Here is a 16,851-nt window from a genome sequence, read left to right on the forward strand (position 1 = left end):
AAATCCGCACCAACACGTCGGCCGGGTAAGGCAACGCCGCCACCCGGCATGCAGACCGCACCGTCCGCGCCCCGCGCCATTCAGACAATTCCCGACAGTCTTCCATATTTCCTCCATTTTTCTGCTCCATTGCCTCACTAAACTAGTATTATTTTCCGCACAGTTTCAGGATGAGTACGTATAACGATGAAAGGCCGCAATAAATCCCGCTGGGTAATCGCCGCTGGCATCATTGTGGTGGCCCTTGCCGCCGCGTGGTACTGGCATCAACACTCTTCGGCCCCTGCCGGTGCGACCAGCCAGGCGCAGCGCCCGGCGGGCGGTGGACGCCACGGGATGCGTGGCGGTGCGCTGGCGCCGGTGCAGGCCGCGACCGCGGTCAGCAAATCCGTGCCGCGCTACCTCTCCGGGCTTGGCACCATTACCGCCGCCAATACCGTGACCGTGCGCAGCCGCGTCGACGGGCAGCTGATCGCCCTGCACTTCCAGGAAGGGCAACAGGTGAAAGCCGGCGATCTGCTGGCGGAAGTCGATCCCAGCCAGTTCAAAGTGGCGCTGGCTCAGGCCCAGGGCCAGCTGGCGAAAGACACCGCCACCCTCGCCAATGCCCGCCGCGATCTGGCCCGTTATCAACAGCTGGTGAAAACCAATCTCGTCTCCCGCCAGGAGCTTGATGCCCAGCAGGCGCTGGTCAGCGAAAGCCTTGGCACGATCAAAGCGGATCAAGCCGCTGTTGCCAGCGCGCAACTCCAGCTCGACTGGAGCCGCATCACCGCCCCTATCGACGGGCGCGTCGGCTTGAAGCAGGTGGATATCGGTAATCAGATCTCCAGCGGAGATACCACCGGGATCGTGGTGCTGACTCAGACCCACCCTATCGATCTGGTGTTTACCCTGCCGGAGAGCGATATCGCTACCGTGATCCAGGCGCAGAAAGCGGGTCAGAGCTTAGCCGTGGAAGCCTGGGACCGGGCCAACAAGCAGAAGCTGAGCGACGGCACCCTGCTGAGCCTCGACAACCAGATCGACACCACCACCGGCACCATCAAGCTGAAAGCGCGTTTTAACAATCAGGACGACGCCCTGTTCCCTAACCAGTTCGTTAACGCCCGGATGCTGGTTGCCACCGAAGAGAACGCGGTGGTGATCCCGACCGCGGCATTGCAGATGGGTAACGAAGGCAACTTCGTCTGGGTGCTGAACAGCGACAACAAAGTCAGCAAGCACCTGGTGAAACCGGGGATTCAGGACAGCCAGAGCGTGGTGATTGCCGCCGGATTATCGGCAGGCGACCGCGTGGTAACCGACGGCATCGACCGTCTGACCGAAGGGGCGAAAGTGGAAGTGGTGGAAGCCCACGCCGACACCCCTGCCGGGCCTGCAAAACGCGAACATAAAAAACAGGGAGAGAACGCCTGATGCAGGTGATGCCCCCGAGCTCTACAGGCGGGCCGTCACGTCTGTTTATCCTGCGCCCTGTCGCCACCACCCTGTTGATGGTGGCGATCCTGCTGGCGGGGATCATCGGCTACCGCTTCCTGCCGGTCTCCGCCCTGCCGGAAGTGGACTACCCCACCATTCAGGTGGTCACGCTCTACCCCGGCGCCAGCCCGGATGTAGTGACCTCGGCCATTACCGCCCCGCTGGAGCGCCAGTTTGGGCAGATGTCGGGCCTGAAGCAGATGTCCTCTCAGAGTTCCGGCGGCGCGTCGGTGGTGACGTTGCAGTTCCAGCTCAGCCTGTCGCTGGACGTCGCCGAGCAGGAGGTGCAGGCCGCGATCAACGCCGCCACTAACCTGCTGCCCTCCGACCTGCCTAACCCGCCGGTCTACAGCAAGGTCAACCCGGCGGATCCGCCGATCATGACCCTCGCCGTCACCTCCTCCGCCATGCCGATGACCCAGGTCGAAGACATGGTGGAAACCCGCGTGGCGCAGAAGATCTCTCAGGTCTCCGGCGTCGGGCTGGTGACCCTGTCCGGCGGCCAGCGCCCGGCGGTTCGCGTGAAGCTGAACGCCCAGGCGATCGCCTCCCTCGGGCTGACCAGCGAAACCATCCGCACCGCCATCAGCAACGCCAACGTCAACTCGGCGAAAGGCTCGCTCGATGGCCCGACCCGGGCAGTGACGCTCTCCGCCAACGACCAGATGCAGTCTGCCGACGAATATCGTCAGCTGATTGTCGCGTATCAGAACGGAGCGGCGATCCGCTTAGGGGATGTCGCCACCGTCGAACAAGGGGCTGAAAATAGCTGGCTCGGCGCATGGGCCAACAAGCAGCAGGCGATCGTGATGAACGTTCAGCGCCAGCCGGGGGCGAACATCATCGATACCGCCGACAGCATTCGCACCATGCTGCCAACGCTTATCGACAGCCTGCCGAAATCGGTCAGCGTCAAGGTGCTGTCGGATCGCACCACCAACATTCGCGCCTCGGTCAGCGACACCCAGTTTGAACTGATGCTGGCCATCGCGCTGGTGGTGATGATCATCTACCTGTTCCTGCGCAACGTTCCGGCGACCATTATTCCCGCCGTGGCGGTGCCCCTGTCGCTGGTCGGCACCTTCGCGGTGATGGTGTTCCTCGACTTCTCCATCAACAACCTGACGTTGATGGCCCTGACCATCGCCACCGGCTTTGTGGTGGATGACGCCATCGTGGTGATCGAGAACATCTCCCGCTATATCGAGAAAGGGGAAAAGCCGCTGGCGGCGGCGCTGAAAGGGGCCGGCGAGATCGGCTTCACCATCATCTCCCTCACCTTCTCGTTAATTGCGGTGCTGATCCCGCTGCTGTTTATGGGCGATATCGTCGGGCGACTGTTCCGCGAGTTTGCGGTGACCCTGGCGGTGGCGATTTTAATCTCGGCGGTGGTGTCGCTCACCCTGACGCCGATGATGTGCGCCCGCATGCTGAGCCATGAGTCCCTGCGCAAGCAGAACCGCTTCTCCCGCGCCTCGGAACGCATGTTCGAGCGCATTATTGCCGCCTACGGCCGCATGCTGACGAAAGTGCTGAACCACCCGTGGGCCACCCTCGGCGTGGCGCTGGGCACCCTGGCCCTGAGCGTGCTGCTGTGGGTGATGATCCCGAAAGGCTTCTTCCCTGTTCAGGATAACGGCATTATTCAGGGCACATTGCAGGCCCCGCAGCCGGTGTCGTTCGCCAGCATGGCCCAGCGCCAGCAGGCGGTCTCGGAAGCGATCATGAAAGATCCGGCGGTGGAGAGCCTGACGTCGTTTGTCGGCGTCGATGGCACCAACCCGTCGCTGAACAGTGCCCGCCTGCAGATCAACCTCAAGCCGCTGGACGATCGTGACGATCGGGTCAACACGGTGATCGAACGATTGCAGAGCGCGGTGGCGAAAGTGCCGGGCGTGGCGCTCTATCTGCAGCCGACTCAGGACCTGACCATCGACACTACGGTGAGCCGCACCCAGTATCAGTTCACCCTGCAGGCCACCAGCCTCGACGCCCTCAGCACCTGGGTGCCGCAGCTGGTGGATGAGCTACAGCAGCTGCCGCAGCTCTCCGACGTCAGCAGCGACTGGCAGGACAAAGGGCTGGCGGCGTACATCAACGTCGACCGCGACAGCGCCAGCCGTCTGGGGATCTCCATGGCGGATGTGGATAATGCGCTGTACAACGCCTTCGGTCAGCGCCTGATCTCCACCATCTACACCCAGGCCAACCAGTACCGGGTAGTGCTCGAGCACGACACCCGGCAGACGCCAGGCCTGGCGGCACTGGATTCGGTACGCCTGACCAGCAGCAGCGGCGGCATTGTGCCCCTGAGCGCGATTGCCAAAGTGGAGGAGCGCTATACGCCGCTGGCGGTGAACCATCTGGATCAGTTCCCATCCACCACCATCTCGTTTAACGTCCCGGATGATTACTCGCTGGGCGAAGCGGTGCAGGCAATTACCGACGCGGAGAAAAACCTCAGCTTCCCGACCGACATCCAGACTAAATTCCAGGGCAGTACCCTGGCATTCCAGGCGGCGCTCGGGAGTACCATCTGGCTGATCGTGGCCGCGGTGGTGGCGATGTACATCGTGCTGGGGGTGCTGTACGAGAGCTTTATCCATCCGATCACCATTCTCTCAACCCTGCCGACCGCGGGCGTGGGGGCCCTGCTGGCCCTGATGCTGGCGGGCAGCGAGCTGGACGTGATTGCGATTATCGGCATCATCCTGCTGATCGGTATCGTCAAGAAGAACGCCATCATGATGATCGACTTTGCTCTCGCCGCCGAGCGCGAGCAGGGCATGCCGCCGCGGGAGGCGATCTATCAGGCCTGCCTGCTGCGTTTCCGTCCGATCCTGATGACTACCCTGGCCGCGCTGCTCGGCGCCCTGCCGCTGATGCTCAGCACCGGGGTCGGGGCAGAGCTGCGTCGTCCGTTAGGCATCGGTATGGTCGGCGGTCTGCTGGTGAGCCAGGTGTTAACCCTCTTCACCACCCCGGTGATCTATCTGCTGTTTGACCGCCTGGCCTTGTGGAGCAAAAGCCGCTTCCCGAAACGTGAAGAAGAGGAGGCGTAAGTGAAGTTTTTTGCCCTCTTCATTTACCGCCCGGTGGCGACGATTTTAATTTCGCTCGCCATCACCCTCTGCGGCGTGCTCGGCTTCCGGCTGCTGCCGGTGGCCCCGCTGCCGCAGGTGGATTTCCCGGTGATTATGGTCAGCGCCTCACTCCCCGGGGCCTCGCCGGAGACCATGGCCTCATCGGTGGCGACGCCGCTGGAGCGCTCCCTGGGACGCATTGCCGGGGTCAACGAGATGACCTCCAGCAGCTCCCTCGGCAGCACGCGCATCATTCTGGAATTCAAGTTTAACCGCGACATCAACGGCGCGGCGCGGGACGTGCAGGCGGCGATCAACGCCGCGCAAAGCCTGCTCCCGAGCGGGATGCCGAGCCGGCCGACCTACCGCAAGGCCAACCCGTCCGATGCGCCGATCATGATCCTGACGCTCACCTCGGACACCTACTCCCAGGGGCAGCTGTACGACTTCGCCTCCACCCAGCTGGCGCAAACCATCGCCCAGATCGACGGCGTGGGCGATGTCGACGTTGGCGGCAGCTCCCTGCCCGCGGTACGCGTGGGGCTCAACCCGCAGGCGCTGTTTAACCAGGGCGTGTCGCTGGACGACGTGCGCAGCGCCATCAGCAACGCCAACGTGCGTAAACCCCAGGGGTCGGTGGAGGACGGCAGCCACCGCTGGCAGATCCAGACCAACGACGAGCTGAAAACCGCGGCGGAATATCAGCCCTTAATCATCCACTACAACAACGGCGCGGCGGTGCGCTTAAGCGACGTGGCGAGCGTCACCGACTCGGTGCAGGACGTGCGTAACGCCGGGATGACCAACGCCAAACCGGCCATTTTGCTGATGATCCGCAAGCTGCCGGAAGCCAACATTATTGAGACGGTGAACAGCATCCGCGCCCGGCTGCCGGAGCTGCAGGAGACTATTCCGGCGGCCATTGACCTGCAGATCGCCCAGGACCGCTCCCCCACCATTCGCGCCTCGCTGGAGGAGGTGGAGCAGTCGCTGATTATCTCGGTGGCGCTGGTGATCCTGGTGGTGTTCCTGTTCCTGCGCTCCGGGCGCGCGACGCTGATCCCGGCGGTGGCGGTCCCGGTGTCGCTGATCGGCACCTTCGCCGCCATGTACCTGTGCGGCTTTAGCCTCAACAACCTGTCGCTGATGGCCCTGACCATCGCCACCGGCTTTGTGGTGGATGACGCCATCGTGGTGCTGGAGAACATCTCCCGCCACCTCGAAGCGGGGATGAAACCGCTCCAGGCGGCGTTGCAGGGCAGCCGGGAGGTGGGCTTTACGGTGCTCTCCATGAGCCTGTCGCTGGTGGCGGTGTTCCTGCCGCTGCTGCTGATGGACGGTCTGCCGGGGCGTCTGCTCAGAGAGTTCGCCGTCACCCTGTCGGTGGCGATCGGCATTTCGCTGCTCGTATCCTTAACCCTGACCCCGATGATGTGCGGCTGGATGCTCAAGCGCAGCCCGCCCCAGTCGCAGCCGCGCAAGAAAGGCTTTGGCCGGATGCTGATGGCGCTGCAGGCGGGCTACGGCAAATCGCTCAAATGGGTGCTGAACCACACCCGGATCGTCGGCCTGGTGCTGGTCGGTACCATTGCGCTTAACGTCTGGATGTACATCACCATCCCGAAAACCTTCTTCCCGGAGCAGGACACCGGGGTGCTGATGGGCGGCATTCAGGCCGACCAGAGCATCTCCTTCCAGGCGATGCGCGGCAAGCTGCGGGACTTCATGAAGATCATCCGCGAAGATCCGGCGGTGGATAACGTCACCGGCTTTACCGGTGGGTCGCGGGTCAACAGCGGGATGATGTTTATCACTCTCAAAGCCCGCGACGAGCGTAACGAAACCGCCCAGCAGGTGATCGACCGCCTGAGGGTTAAGCTTGCCAAAGAGCCCGGAGCGAACATGTTCCTGGTGGCGGTGCAGGATATCCGCGTCGGCGGGCGTCAGTCGAACGCCAGCTACCAGTACACCCTGCTGTCGGACGATCTCGCGGCCCTCAGGGAGTGGGAGCCGAAGATCCGCAAGGCGCTGGCGGCCCTGCCGGAGCTGGCGGACGTTAACTCCGACCAGCAGGACAACGGCGCCGAGATGGCCCTGACCTACGACCGCGAAACCATGTCCCGGCTGGGCATCGATGTCAACGCCGCCAACAGCCTGCTGAACAACGCCTTCGGCCAGCGGCAGATCTCGACCATCTATCAGCCGATGAACCAGTACAAGGTGGTGATGGAGGTCGATCCGCGCTATACCCAGGACATCAGCGCCCTGGATAAGATGTTTGTGATTAATAGCGACGGCAAGACGATCCCGCTCTCCTACTTCGCCAGCTGGCAGCCCGCTAACGCGCCGCTGTCGGTCAATCACCAGGGGCTGTCGGCGGCGTCGACCGTGTCGTTTAACCTGCCGACCGGCAAATCACTCTCGGAAGCCAGCGAGGCCATCACCCGCGCCATGACCCAGCTCGGGGTGCCGTCAACGGTGCGCGGCAGCTTCGCCGGCACCGCCCAGGTGTTCCAGGAGACCATGAACTCGCAGGTGATCCTGATTCTGGCGGCGATCGCCACGGTCTATATCGTTCTCGGCGTGCTGTACGAGAGCTACGTCCATCCGCTGACCATCCTCTCCACCCTGCCCTCGGCGGGCGTGGGGGCGTTGCTGGCGCTGGAGCTGTTTGGCGCCCCGTTCAGCCTGATTGCGCTGATTGGCATTATGCTGTTAATCGGGATCGTGAAGAAAAACGCCATCATGATGGTCGACTTTGCGCTGGAAGCACAGCGCAACGGCAACATGACTCCGCAGGAGGCGATCTTCCAGGCCTGCCTGCTGCGTTTTCGCCCGATCATGATGACTACCCTGGCGGCGCTGTTTGGCGCGCTGCCGCTGGTAATCTCCAGCGGTGATGGCGCAGAGCTGCGTCAGCCCCTGGGGATCACCATTGTCGGCGGGCTGGTGATGAGCCAGCTGCTGACCCTGTACACCACCCCGGTGGTCTATCTGTTCTTTGATCGCTTACGGGTGCGTTTTTCACGTAAACAGAAAGAGACGGTAACCGGCTAATGACTGATCTCCCCGGCAACGTTCGCTGGCAGCTATGGATTGTCGCCTTCGGCTTTTTTATGCAGGCCCTGGATACGACCATCGTTAACACCGCCCTCCCCTCAATGGCGCAGAGCCTGGGGGAGAGCCCGCTGCATATGCATATGGTGATCGTCGCCTATGTGCTGACGGTGGCGGTAATGCTGCCCGCCAGCGGCTGGCTGGCGGACAAGGTCGGGGTGCGCAATATCTTCTTTACCGCCATCGTGCTGTTTACCGCCGGGTCGCTGTTCTGCGCCCGGGCGGAAACGCTGAACGAGCTGGTGATGTCCCGGGTGTTGCAGGGCGTCGGCGGGGCGATGATGGTCCCGGTCGGCAGGCTGACGGTGATGAAGATCGTTCCGCGTGAGCAGTACATGGCGGCAATGACCTTCGTCACCCTGCCCGGCCAGGTGGGGCCGCTGCTCGGCCCGGCCCTTGGCGGGATGCTGGTGGAGTATGCTTCCTGGCACTGGATCTTCCTGATCAACCTGCCGGTGGGCATTATCGGGGCGATAGCCACCCTCTGGCTGATGCCAAACTACAAAATGCAGACCCGGCGTTTCGATCTGGTGGGGTTCTTCCTGCTGGCGGCAGGGATGGCGACTCTGACGTTAGCCCTTGACGGTCAGAAGGGGCTGGGGATCTCCACCCTGTCGCTGGCCGGGCTGGTCGCCATCGGGGTGATTTCCATTCTCTGGTATCTGTGGCATGCCCGGGATAACGATCGCGCCCTGTTCAGCCTGAGCCTGTTTCGCAATACCACCTACCGGCTGGGGCTGCTCGGCAGCTTTGTCGGACGCATCGGCAGCGGGATGCTGCCGTTTATGACCCCGGTATTTTTACAGATTGGCCTCGGCTTCTCGCCATTCCACGCCGGGCTGATGATGATCCCGATGGTGCTCGGCAGCATGGGGATGAAGCGCATTGTGGTCCAGGTGGTGAACGCTCTCGGCTATCGCCGGGTGCTGGTGGCCTCAACCCTCGGGCTGGCGCTGGTGAGCCTGCTGTTTATGGGCGTCGCGCTGCTCGGCTGGTACTACGTCCTGCCGCTGGTGCTGTTCTGCCAGGGGATGATCAACTCCATCCGCTTCTCCTCCATGAACACCCTGACCCTGAAGGATCTGCCCGACGAGCAGGCGAGCAGCGGCAACAGCCTGCTGTCGATGATCATGCAGCTGTCGATGAGCGTGGGCGTCACCATTGCCGGGCTGCTGCTGGGCATGTACGGCCAGCATCACCTGACGGCGGACAGCCCCGTTGTCCATCAGGTGTTCCTCTACACCTACCTGAGCATGGCGGTAATTATCGCCCTGCCGGCCTTTGTTTTCGCCCGGGTCCCGGATGATACCAGCAAGAATGTCGTCATCAGGCGGCGCAAAAGGAGTGAACCATGAAGTTCTGGCGGCCCGGCATTACCGGTAAGCTGTTTCTGGCCATCTTTGCCACCTGCATCGTGTTGCTGATCACCATGCACTGGGCGGTGCGGGTCAGCTTTGAGCGCGGCTTTATCGACTACATCAAACACGGTAATGAGCAGCGTTTACAGGGCTTAAGCGATGCCCTGGCCGAGCAGTACGCCCTGCACGGCAACTGGCGTTTTCTGCGCAATAATGATCGCTTTATTTTCCAGATCCTGCGCTCGCTGGAGCACGACACCGACGACGATCGCCCCGGCCCCGGCATGCCGCCCCACGGCTGGCGTACCCAGTTCTGGGTGATCGACCAGGATATGCGGGTGCTGGTCGGCCCGCGCGCCCCGGTGCCGCCGGACGGCACGAAGCGCGCCATCACCGTGAATGGCGCTGCCGTCGGCTGGGTGATCGCCTCCCCGGTAGAACGCTTGACGCGCAATACCGACATCAACTTCGACCGGCAGCAGCGCCAGACCAGCTGGCTGATTGTCGCCCTCTCAACCCTGCTGGCGGCGCTGGCGACCTTCCCGCTGGCGCGCGGCCTGCTGGCACCGGTCAAACGGCTGGTGGACGGCACCCATCAGCTGGCGGCGGGCAATTTCTCCACCCGGGTGGATACCCGCAGCGAGGACGAGCTGGGCAAGCTGGCGCAGGACTTTAACCAGCTCGCCAGCACCCTGGAGAAAAATCAGCAGATGCGCCGGGATTTTATGGCCGATATCTCCCACGAGCTGCGCACCCCGCTGGCGGTGCTGCGCGGCGAGCTGGAGGCGATCCAGGACGGCGTGCGCAAATTCACCCCTGAATCCGTCACCTCACTGCAGGCGGAAGTGGGCACCCTCACCAAGCTGGTGGAGGACCTGCATCAGCTGTCGATGTCCGACGAGGGGGCGCTGGCCTATCAGAAAGCGCCTGTCGATGTGATTAATATTCTGGAAATGGCGAGCGGCGTTTTCCGCGAACGCTTTGCCAGCCGCGACCTGCGCATCGAGCTGTCGCTGCCGGAGAACGCGGTGGTGTTTGGCGATCGCGACCGGCTGATGCAGCTCTTCAACAACCTGCTGGAAAACTGCCTGCGCTATACCGACGCGGGCGGCGCGCTGCGTATTTCCGGCAAATGCGAAGATCACCGCTTTGCGCTGACCTTTGCCGACACGGCGCCCGGCGTCTCTGACGAACAGCTCAGCAAACTGTTTGAGCGTTTTTATCGCACCGAAGGTTCCCGCAACCGCGCCAGCGGCGGATCCGGGCTGGGGCTGGCGATCTGCGTCAACATCGTCGAAGCCCACGGAGGTACCCTCCTCGCCGCCCATTCGCCTTTTGGCGGGGTTAGCATTACAGTAGAGCTACCGCTGGAACGCGATTTATCGAGAGAAGCATGACTGAGTTACCCATTGACGAAAACACACCCCGCATCCTGATCGTGGAGGATGAGCCTAAGCTTGGGCAGTTATTAATCGACTATCTGCGGGCGGCGAGTTATGCCCCGTCGCTAATCAGCCACGGCGATCGGGTCCTGCCCTACGTGCGCCAGACCCCGCCGGATCTGATCCTGCTGGACCTGATGCTGCCCGGCACCGACGGCCTGACCCTGTGCCGCGAGATCCGCCGCTTCTCCGAAGTGCCGATTGTGATGGTGACCGCTAAAATCGAAGAGATCGACCGCCTGCTGGGGCTGGAGATCGGTGCTGATGATTACATCTGCAAGCCCTACAGCCCGCGCGAAGTGGTGGCCCGGGTGAAAACCATTCTGCGCCGCTGCAAGCCGCAGCGCGAGCTGCAGGCGCTGGATGCCGAAAGTCCGTTAATCATCGACGAAAGCCGTTTCCAGGCCAGCTGGCGCAGCAAGCTGCTGGACCTGACCCCCGCCGAGTTCCGCCTGCTGAAAACCCTGTCGCACGAGCCGGGCAAGGTCTTCTCCCGCGAGCAGCTGCTGAACCATCTGTATGATGACTACCGGGTGGTGACCGACCGTACTATCGACAGCCATATCAAAAACCTGCGTCGCAAGCTGGAATCCCTCGACGCGGATCAGTCGTTTATTCGTGCGGTATACGGTGTGGGTTATCGCTGGGAAGCGGATGCGTGCCGGATCGGCGCGTGACAGGTGAAAAGTGACCCGCTACGGCGGGTAATCTTTCAGGCAGCTTCGGCTGCCCCGTGGGCGGTAATGCTATAACCCTGCTTTTGCCAGTGCTCCAGCTGCAGGCGCTGTTGCGGCGATAACGTTTGCCCGGCCCAGACGAGGATATGCTGTCCGGGGAAGAACTCCGGATGGGGTAACTCCAGTGGTTCAGCGAACACGTTAATACGCCAGCCACGCTGCGAAAGACGCCACGCCTCCAGCCAGAGGCGGGTACGGTCCTCAACGCTCCAGCCAATCAGCAATGCATCCCTGCCCGCTTTGGCGCGTGATTCGCTCAGGCTGGTGACCGCCTGCTCAATCAGAATACCGTCCAGCATGCTGCACATTATGCCCGCGGTATTTTGATCGAGGCTGAGGGTTTCCCGGACAGGAATAAATACCTGGTCGATCAGCGCATCCACAGGATGATGCTGGCAAAACGTCACGATCTGGGCACGGCATTTTCCCGGACTGACCTGACGCAACGTGCCCATCATCTCATCTTGCAGCGTGCCCCAGTCCCCCGGCTCGGGGGCTTTGTCCTGATCGAGCAGGGCTTTAACCTTACCGACAGGCACGCCACGTTCAATCCAGCGCTTGATCTCCTCAATGCGCAGGATGTCGTCGTCGTCAAATTGTCGATGCCCGCCTTCACTGCGCTGCGGCTTGAGCAGACCATACCGGCGCTGCCATGCGCGTAGTGTGACGGGGTTGATACCGCAGCGTTCTGCCACGTCGCCAATACTGTAAAAGGCCATCAATTCCCCATGCCTGACCGATATATTCTGTAAACAAAGTAACGAATCTCATCGGGCTGTACAACCCGTTATATTGTACAACAGAATTGTATCACTGCCTGGGGTGTATCACTTTCAGAAGGTATCGCGCGGCTCAGGCCAGCAAACTGGCGGGACCCCGGCCAGTTCAGGGTGGGCAAACAGGTGTCCCTGGAAGTGAGAAACGCCGGCCGATTCGAGCCACATCCACTCCTCGGGCTGCTCAATACCCACCGCCGAGATCAGAATTTCCAGAGCTGTACAACATTTGATGATAGCCAGCACGATAGCCTGACGCGGGCCGCTCTTGTGTACGTCGCGGATCAGGTCGCGGTTGATCTTAATCCGGTCTGGCTGGAACTGTGCCAGCAGCAGCAGCCCGGCAAACCCACCGCCGAAGTGGTCAATCGCCACGCCGATCCCCGCGGCCTTTAACTCACGCACCGCGCCGGTAAACTCATCGAGTCGGGAGATAACTTCGTTCTCCGTAAACTCCACGACGATCTGCTCGGCCACCAGCCCATGGGCCTCTATCTCCTGAATCAGATAGCTCACCGCATTGGGCACCTTGACCAGGGTCATCGGGAGCAGGTTAACAGAGAGGCTCTGATCCCCCAGCCCCAGCGCGCTGGCCATTGCAAAGGCAACGCTCTTACTTTTGAGGTCGGCTTCGTAGAGTTCATCCCCCACCAGCCCCTCGAACCAGTGACGGGACTCCTCCCCTTCCGCAGTGCGGATCAGGGCTTCCAGGGAGACAATTTCCCGTGCCAGCGGATCGATAATCGGCTGAAAGGCGAAGCTGCACACCTCGCTGTAGCGCTGCTTCAGGGAGCGAACGCTGGGGGCGTCGGTATCGGCAATAAACTCCCAGTGATCCCCTGACGGCAGCTCAAAATAGTTCTCTTTTTCACTCTCCTCGACGAAGGTTCTGAAGAACTGCAGTGCCCTGTCGTTATAGGTAAGCTGGTACCTGGTCGTGCCTTTATCCAGCACGCTTTGCAGTACCTCATGCCGAATATATTTGCGTAAATCAAAGAGTTCCATACCGCACTTGCCGAAACGCCGCGCAGGGGAGTAATCACACAGCAGTTCCACTACGTTGTGGTGGCGCGGGTCTTCACATATCGCGCGGTAAATGGCTCTTACGTTCTCCTCAGGCCCTTCGAGCAGCTGAAAAAAGAGCTTGCCGTTAAACAGAAGAATGCCGCTGACCCCGGCTTCGCTGTTCTTTTTGTTTGCTGCAACAACCATGTCTTCCAGCACAGTAACCGGCACGTGGTCACGAAAGTGACTACGGTAAATGATGGTAGTGAGCATAGGGTTTCCAATAGAGGAGGTGAATGAAAGTCCACAGTATCAGATGGTTGGCGCTACGTCTTGTTAACCGACCCGGGGGCTATCGCGCCCTTTTTCTGTTTCGGGAGTAATGGCGAAAATCGCCGAAAATGTACAATATTTCTTTTCTTTTTTACCAAATTTTTTACAGTTAACCCATTGATAATTATAAGTTAGCACATAATAATCAAAATATATTTGTTAAGTTGTACAATTAGTATGTACAGTATTTACCAGTTAACAAGACATTAACCATTTTTTAGCTATGCAAATTTCAGGAGTGACATATGCGCGAGAACGGGTTTGCACCGAATACAGCCAATGCCATTGCCCAATATTTTAATAAAGCAAACCAGCCTTCCCAGCAGGAGACGCTGGGACAAATTGTGGTGGAGATCCTTCGGGAAGGAAAAATCCTCAACCGAAAAGCCATCTGCACCCGACTGCTTTACCGGATGGAACAGGCATCGGATCGGGAAGAGGAGAGCCGTTACCAAACGCTGATTGGCCTGCTGTTCGATCGTTAAGAGACGTACGCCCACAGCCGCTAATTGAATTGTTTTCAAGTCAGTTTTTTCTTCAGGCCAGGTTTTTTATACTGTCGCTACAGACTGACTTAATGCCGCGATTCCCCCTGCAGGTGGACGTGGCAACAGAGACGTAGTTATGAACAGAAGTGACCATGAACGACTTACTGATGAACTTATTGGCGAAGCCACCCTTTCTCTGCTTAAGGAAAACGGCCCTATCAGCATGAAGCTCTTGCTGCAGAGGCTGCAACAGATGTTATCGGCAGAGCGAGACGGCCAGCGTCGGAATGTGCTTTCCCAAATCATTCTGGAAATTTCCAGCGACGGCAAGGGTGGCTCCCGGCGCGAACCTAAAAGTGAACAGCAGGATTGGGACACGGATGGTCGAAACAACAGTAATGTGTATCCCCTGTTTGGCAATAGCCAGCAAGCCAACAGCAAAAAACACTAGCTGTAACATTAATTTATTAACTAAACCGGTGTGACACCTATGAGCCAGGCTATGCTCCAGAAATCAGACTTTTATGAAGAACTGCCAAACGACGCGTTGTCTAACTATTTTCGCAGCGCCGGCGGTTTGTTAGCCGAAGAGTGGGCGTTGCTGGAATCTGTCATGAGCGCAATTCTGGATGCGAAGGAACCGCTGACCAACAAAGCGATTATTTTACGATTGATCCAGCAGATTGAGTCCACGCGCGACGTCGTCAAAGCCGATATCATCCGTAAAACGCTGGAAATTATTGTCGATCATACCCAGGACGATCTCTAATCGCCCCGGTGAATGAAACGCCGACGGTACTGTCCTGCCGTCGGCGTTTTGTTATCTGAAGGATTTACCTCCCTGCCCCGCAGCGTTACAATGCCCGCCCTTAAAGTATGGGATCTCCTCCCGGCGCCCACCTGGTGTGCGCATCTGACCTGTCATCAGAACGAGAACAATCATGTTTAAACCGGAACTCCTCTCCCCGGCGGGAACGCTGAAAAATATGCGTTACGCCTTCGCCTATGGCGCCGATGCCGTCTATGCGGGCCAGCCGCGTTACTCGCTGCGCGTGCGTAATAACGAATTCAACCACGAGAATCTGCAGCTCGGCATCAACGAAGCCCACTCGCAGGGGAAAAAATTCTACGTGGTGGTCAACATCGCGCCGCATAACGCCAAGCTGAAAACCTTTATCCGCGACCTGAAACCGGTGGTGGAGATGGGGCCGGATGCGCTGATTATGTCGGATCCGGGTTTAATCATGCTGGTGCGGGAGAACTTCCCGGAGATGGACATTCACCTCTCGGTGCAGGCCAATGCCGTTAACTGGGCAACGGTGAAATTCTGGCAGCAGATGGGGCTGACCCGTGTGATTTTATCCCGCGAGCTGTCGCTGGAAGAGATCGAAGAGATCCGCAGCCAGGTGCCGGAAATGGAGCTGGAGATTTTCGTCCACGGCGCGCTGTGCATGGCCTACTCCGGCCGCTGCCTGCTCTCTGGCTACATCAACAAGCGTGACCCGAATCAGGGCACCTGCACCAACGCCTGCCGCTGGGAATATAAGGTCCAGGAAGGTAAGCAGGATGAGGTGGGCAACATCGTGCATAAACACGAGCCTATTCCGGTGCAGACCATTGAGCCGACGCTGGGCATCGGTGCGCCGACCGACAGCGTGTTTATGATTGAAGAGGCCCAGCGTCCGGGCGAGTACATGACCGCGTTCGAAGACGAGCACGGTACCTACATCATGAACTCCAAAGATCTGCGCGCCATCGCCCACGTTGAGCGCCTGACCCAGATGGGCGTGCACTCCCTGAAGATTGAAGGCCGCACCAAATCCTATTACTACTGCGCACGTACCGCCCAGGTCTATCGCAAGGCGATCGACGACGCGGCTGCGGGTAAACCGTTCGACCCGACCCTGCTGGAAACGCTGGAAGGGCTGGCGCACCGCGGCTATACCGAAGGCTTCCTGCGTCGTCATACTCATGACGATTACCAGAACTACGACTACGGTCACTCGCTTTCCGAGCGCCAGCAGTTTGTCGGTGAGTTCACCGGCGAGCGCAAGGGTCCTCTTGCGGCGGTAGCGGTGAAAAACAAATTCCTCGTGGGCAACAGCTTGGAGTTAATGACCCCGCAGGGCAACGTCAATTTCACCCTCGAACATATGGAGAATGGTAAAGGGGAAGCGGTATCGGTCGCGCCGGGAGACGGACATACCGTCTGGCTGCCGGTGCCGGAAGATATCTCGCTGGACTATGCCCTGCTGATGCGTAACTTCATCGGAGAAAATACCCGTAATCCTCACGCCGGTTAAGATTAAGGGTTATTTTTTGGTATGAGATGATTCTTAGAATCCGATCACATACCGCTGCGTTTGATACGGGTATTATCTATGACGCTGAAAAACATAACCCATAAATGCTAGCTGTACCAGGAACCACCTCCTTAGCCTGTGTAATCTCCCTTACGCAGGCTAATTTTTTTGCCTGAATTTCCTCTCATCCCCCTTTCACTCTCTGCTGTCGCAATACAACCATTAGCGTCCCTAACGTAAATTTTTCTTTATTTACAACGAGAAGTAACTGAAATCATCAATTTATTAAAGGTAGGGTATTCATAGACATCCAGAATGCTATTCTTCTTATGAATGAAATTTCACTTAAGGAGAAGGAGAAATCTATGTACTGGGTGGTTGAAAACAGGATGGTGTGCCCTCGTACCGGAACAATATTCATTCACGTTCTGACTGTTAAAAATCTTAGATTGATAATCTGGTATAAAGGCGATTACTTTATCAGCACCGGCTCGGTTCTTATTACCAGTCCCTTCGGCATTGCCGTTGATGGCACACTCAGAAAGCTACACATCCTGCGAACCTTTCCTTATAACGCCACCTTTTGGTCATCATTTGTCGCAAATTCGGGATGCCCCGGTAACGATGGCACCCTGGTGACCCGCTGCAAACATCATCCCGACTGTGTTTTCGCGTTATGCCCGTATGGCGCTATTGCATCATAAAAGTTACGGTCCGAGTGGCGCAC

At 59.3% G+C, this 16,851-nt stretch carries 13 protein-coding genes; 11 read left to right on the plus strand and 2 right to left on the minus strand.

What is annotated here, in order from left to right:
* Positions 1-186: 186 nt before the first annotated feature.
* Genes GNG27_RS15430 through baeR form a run of 6 tightly spaced genes read left to right on the plus strand, consistent with a single transcriptional unit; the run spans position 187 to position 11,159 of the window.
* Entirely contained in the window at positions 187-1,419 is a 1,233-nt protein-coding gene (locus GNG27_RS15430) for an MdtA/MuxA family multidrug efflux RND transporter periplasmic adaptor subunit (protein WP_142486395.1), read from the plus strand.
* Positions 1,419-4,544: an MdtB/MuxB family multidrug efflux RND transporter permease subunit gene (locus tag GNG27_RS15435; RefSeq protein WP_156264213.1), complete on the plus strand. Its 3,126-nt coding sequence runs from the start codon at positions 1,419-1,421 to the stop codon at positions 4,542-4,544. Before GNG27_RS15430 ends, GNG27_RS15435 begins: the two co-directional genes overlap by 1 nt.
* Positions 4,545-7,622 carry a multidrug efflux RND transporter permease subunit MdtC gene (mdtC, locus tag GNG27_RS15440; RefSeq protein WP_156264214.1) on the plus strand — a complete coding sequence of 1,026 codons (3,078 nt, stop codon included), beginning with the start codon at positions 4,545-4,547 and terminating at the stop codon, positions 7,620-7,622.
* Positions 7,622-9,037, plus strand: coding sequence for an MFS transporter (locus GNG27_RS15445; RefSeq protein ID WP_156264215.1), 1,416 nt, complete (start codon positions 7,622-7,624; stop codon positions 9,035-9,037). Before mdtC ends, GNG27_RS15445 begins: the two co-directional genes overlap by 1 nt.
* Positions 9,034-10,437 (plus strand): two-component system sensor histidine kinase BaeS, encoded by a 1,404-nt coding sequence (gene baeS, locus GNG27_RS15450; protein ID WP_156264216.1) that lies wholly within the window; start codon positions 9,034-9,036, stop codon positions 10,435-10,437. The genes GNG27_RS15445 and baeS overlap by 4 nt, the downstream gene beginning before the upstream one ends.
* Positions 10,434-11,159: a two-component system response regulator BaeR gene (gene baeR / locus GNG27_RS15455; protein WP_142486400.1), complete on the plus strand. Its 726-nt coding sequence runs from the start codon at positions 10,434-10,436 to the stop codon at positions 11,157-11,159. Before baeS ends, baeR begins: the two co-directional genes overlap by 4 nt.
* A gap of 35 nt (positions 11,160-11,194) precedes the next feature.
* Here the strand turns inward: baeR and GNG27_RS15460 are convergent, their stop codons facing one another.
* Together GNG27_RS15460 and GNG27_RS15465 are read right to left on the minus strand one after the other, a co-directional pair.
* Positions 11,195-11,938 carry a MerR family transcriptional regulator gene (locus GNG27_RS15460; protein WP_156264217.1) on the minus strand — a complete coding sequence of 248 codons (744 nt, stop codon included), beginning with the start codon at positions 11,936-11,938 and terminating at the stop codon, positions 11,195-11,197.
* A 114-nt stretch (positions 11,939-12,052) separates the two neighbouring features.
* Positions 12,053-13,273, minus strand: coding sequence for a diguanylate phosphodiesterase (locus tag GNG27_RS15465; protein WP_142486403.1), 1,221 nt, complete (start codon positions 13,271-13,273; stop codon positions 12,053-12,055).
* 305 nt (positions 13,274-13,578) lie between these two features.
* On the opposite strand from GNG27_RS15465, the gene ycgZ reads away from it, so the two are divergent.
* The 5 genes from ycgZ (at position 13,579) to GNG27_RS15490 (ending at position 16,828) form a co-directional block, all read left to right on the plus strand.
* The gene (gene ycgZ / locus GNG27_RS15470) at positions 13,579-13,818 is read left to right on the plus strand and encodes a regulatory protein YcgZ (RefSeq protein ID WP_142486404.1); all 240 of its coding nucleotides are present in this window, start codon (positions 13,579-13,581) and stop codon (positions 13,816-13,818) included.
* Positions 13,819-13,957: 139 nt separating this feature from the next.
* Complete coding sequence (locus tag GNG27_RS15475; RefSeq protein WP_142486406.1) at positions 13,958-14,272, plus strand: hypothetical protein; 315 nt, start codon at positions 13,958-13,960, stop codon at positions 14,270-14,272.
* 39 nt (positions 14,273-14,311) lie between these two features.
* Positions 14,312-14,590 (plus strand): biofilm development regulator YmgB/AriR family protein, encoded by a 279-nt coding sequence (locus tag GNG27_RS15480; protein ID WP_185902374.1) that lies wholly within the window; start codon positions 14,312-14,314, stop codon positions 14,588-14,590.
* Positions 14,591-14,762: 172 nt separating this feature from the next.
* Positions 14,763-16,124, plus strand: a complete 1,362-nt coding sequence (gene yegQ / locus GNG27_RS15485) for a tRNA 5-hydroxyuridine modification protein YegQ (protein ID WP_156264218.1) — start codon at positions 14,763-14,765, stop codon at positions 16,122-16,124.
* 365 nt (positions 16,125-16,489) lie between these two features.
* Positions 16,490-16,828 carry an anti-adapter protein iraM gene (locus tag GNG27_RS15490; protein WP_142486408.1) on the plus strand — a complete coding sequence of 113 codons (339 nt, stop codon included), beginning with the start codon at positions 16,490-16,492 and terminating at the stop codon, positions 16,826-16,828.
* Positions 16,829-16,851: the final 23 nt, after the last annotated feature.

Origin of the sequence: Leclercia sp. 119287 (assembly GCF_009734485.1) — a bacterium.
In the GTDB taxonomy this organism is placed as follows: Bacteria; Pseudomonadota; Gammaproteobacteria; order Enterobacterales; family Enterobacteriaceae; genus Enterobacter; species Enterobacter adecarboxylatus_C.

Coding starts and splice junctions, on each gene's coding strand:
- baeR (WP_142486400.1), top strand. CDS start 10,434: ATGACTGAGTTACCCATTGACGAAAACACACCCCGCATCCTGATCGTG.
- GNG27_RS15445 (WP_156264215.1), top strand. CDS start 7,622: ATGACTGATCTCCCCGGCAACGTTCGCTGGCAGCTATGGATTGTCGCC.
- baeS (WP_156264216.1), top strand. CDS start 9,034: ATGAAGTTCTGGCGGCCCGGCATTACCGGTAAGCTGTTTCTGGCCATC.
- GNG27_RS15465 (WP_142486403.1), bottom strand. CDS start 13,273: ATGCTCACTACCATCATTTACCGTAGTCACTTTCGTGACCACGTGCCG.
- GNG27_RS15490 (WP_142486408.1), top strand. CDS start 16,490: ATGTACTGGGTGGTTGAAAACAGGATGGTGTGCCCTCGTACCGGAACA.
- GNG27_RS15435 (WP_156264213.1), top strand. CDS start 1,419: ATGCAGGTGATGCCCCCGAGCTCTACAGGCGGGCCGTCACGTCTGTTT.
- GNG27_RS15430 (WP_142486395.1), top strand. CDS start 187: ATGAAAGGCCGCAATAAATCCCGCTGGGTAATCGCCGCTGGCATCATT.
- GNG27_RS15480 (WP_185902374.1), top strand. CDS start 14,312: ATGAGCCAGGCTATGCTCCAGAAATCAGACTTTTATGAAGAACTGCCA.
- GNG27_RS15475 (WP_142486406.1), top strand. CDS start 13,958: ATGAACAGAAGTGACCATGAACGACTTACTGATGAACTTATTGGCGAA.
- ycgZ (WP_142486404.1), top strand. CDS start 13,579: ATGCGCGAGAACGGGTTTGCACCGAATACAGCCAATGCCATTGCCCAA.
- GNG27_RS15460 (WP_156264217.1), bottom strand. CDS start 11,938: ATGGCCTTTTACAGTATTGGCGACGTGGCAGAACGCTGCGGTATCAAC.
- yegQ (WP_156264218.1), top strand. CDS start 14,763: ATGTTTAAACCGGAACTCCTCTCCCCGGCGGGAACGCTGAAAAATATG.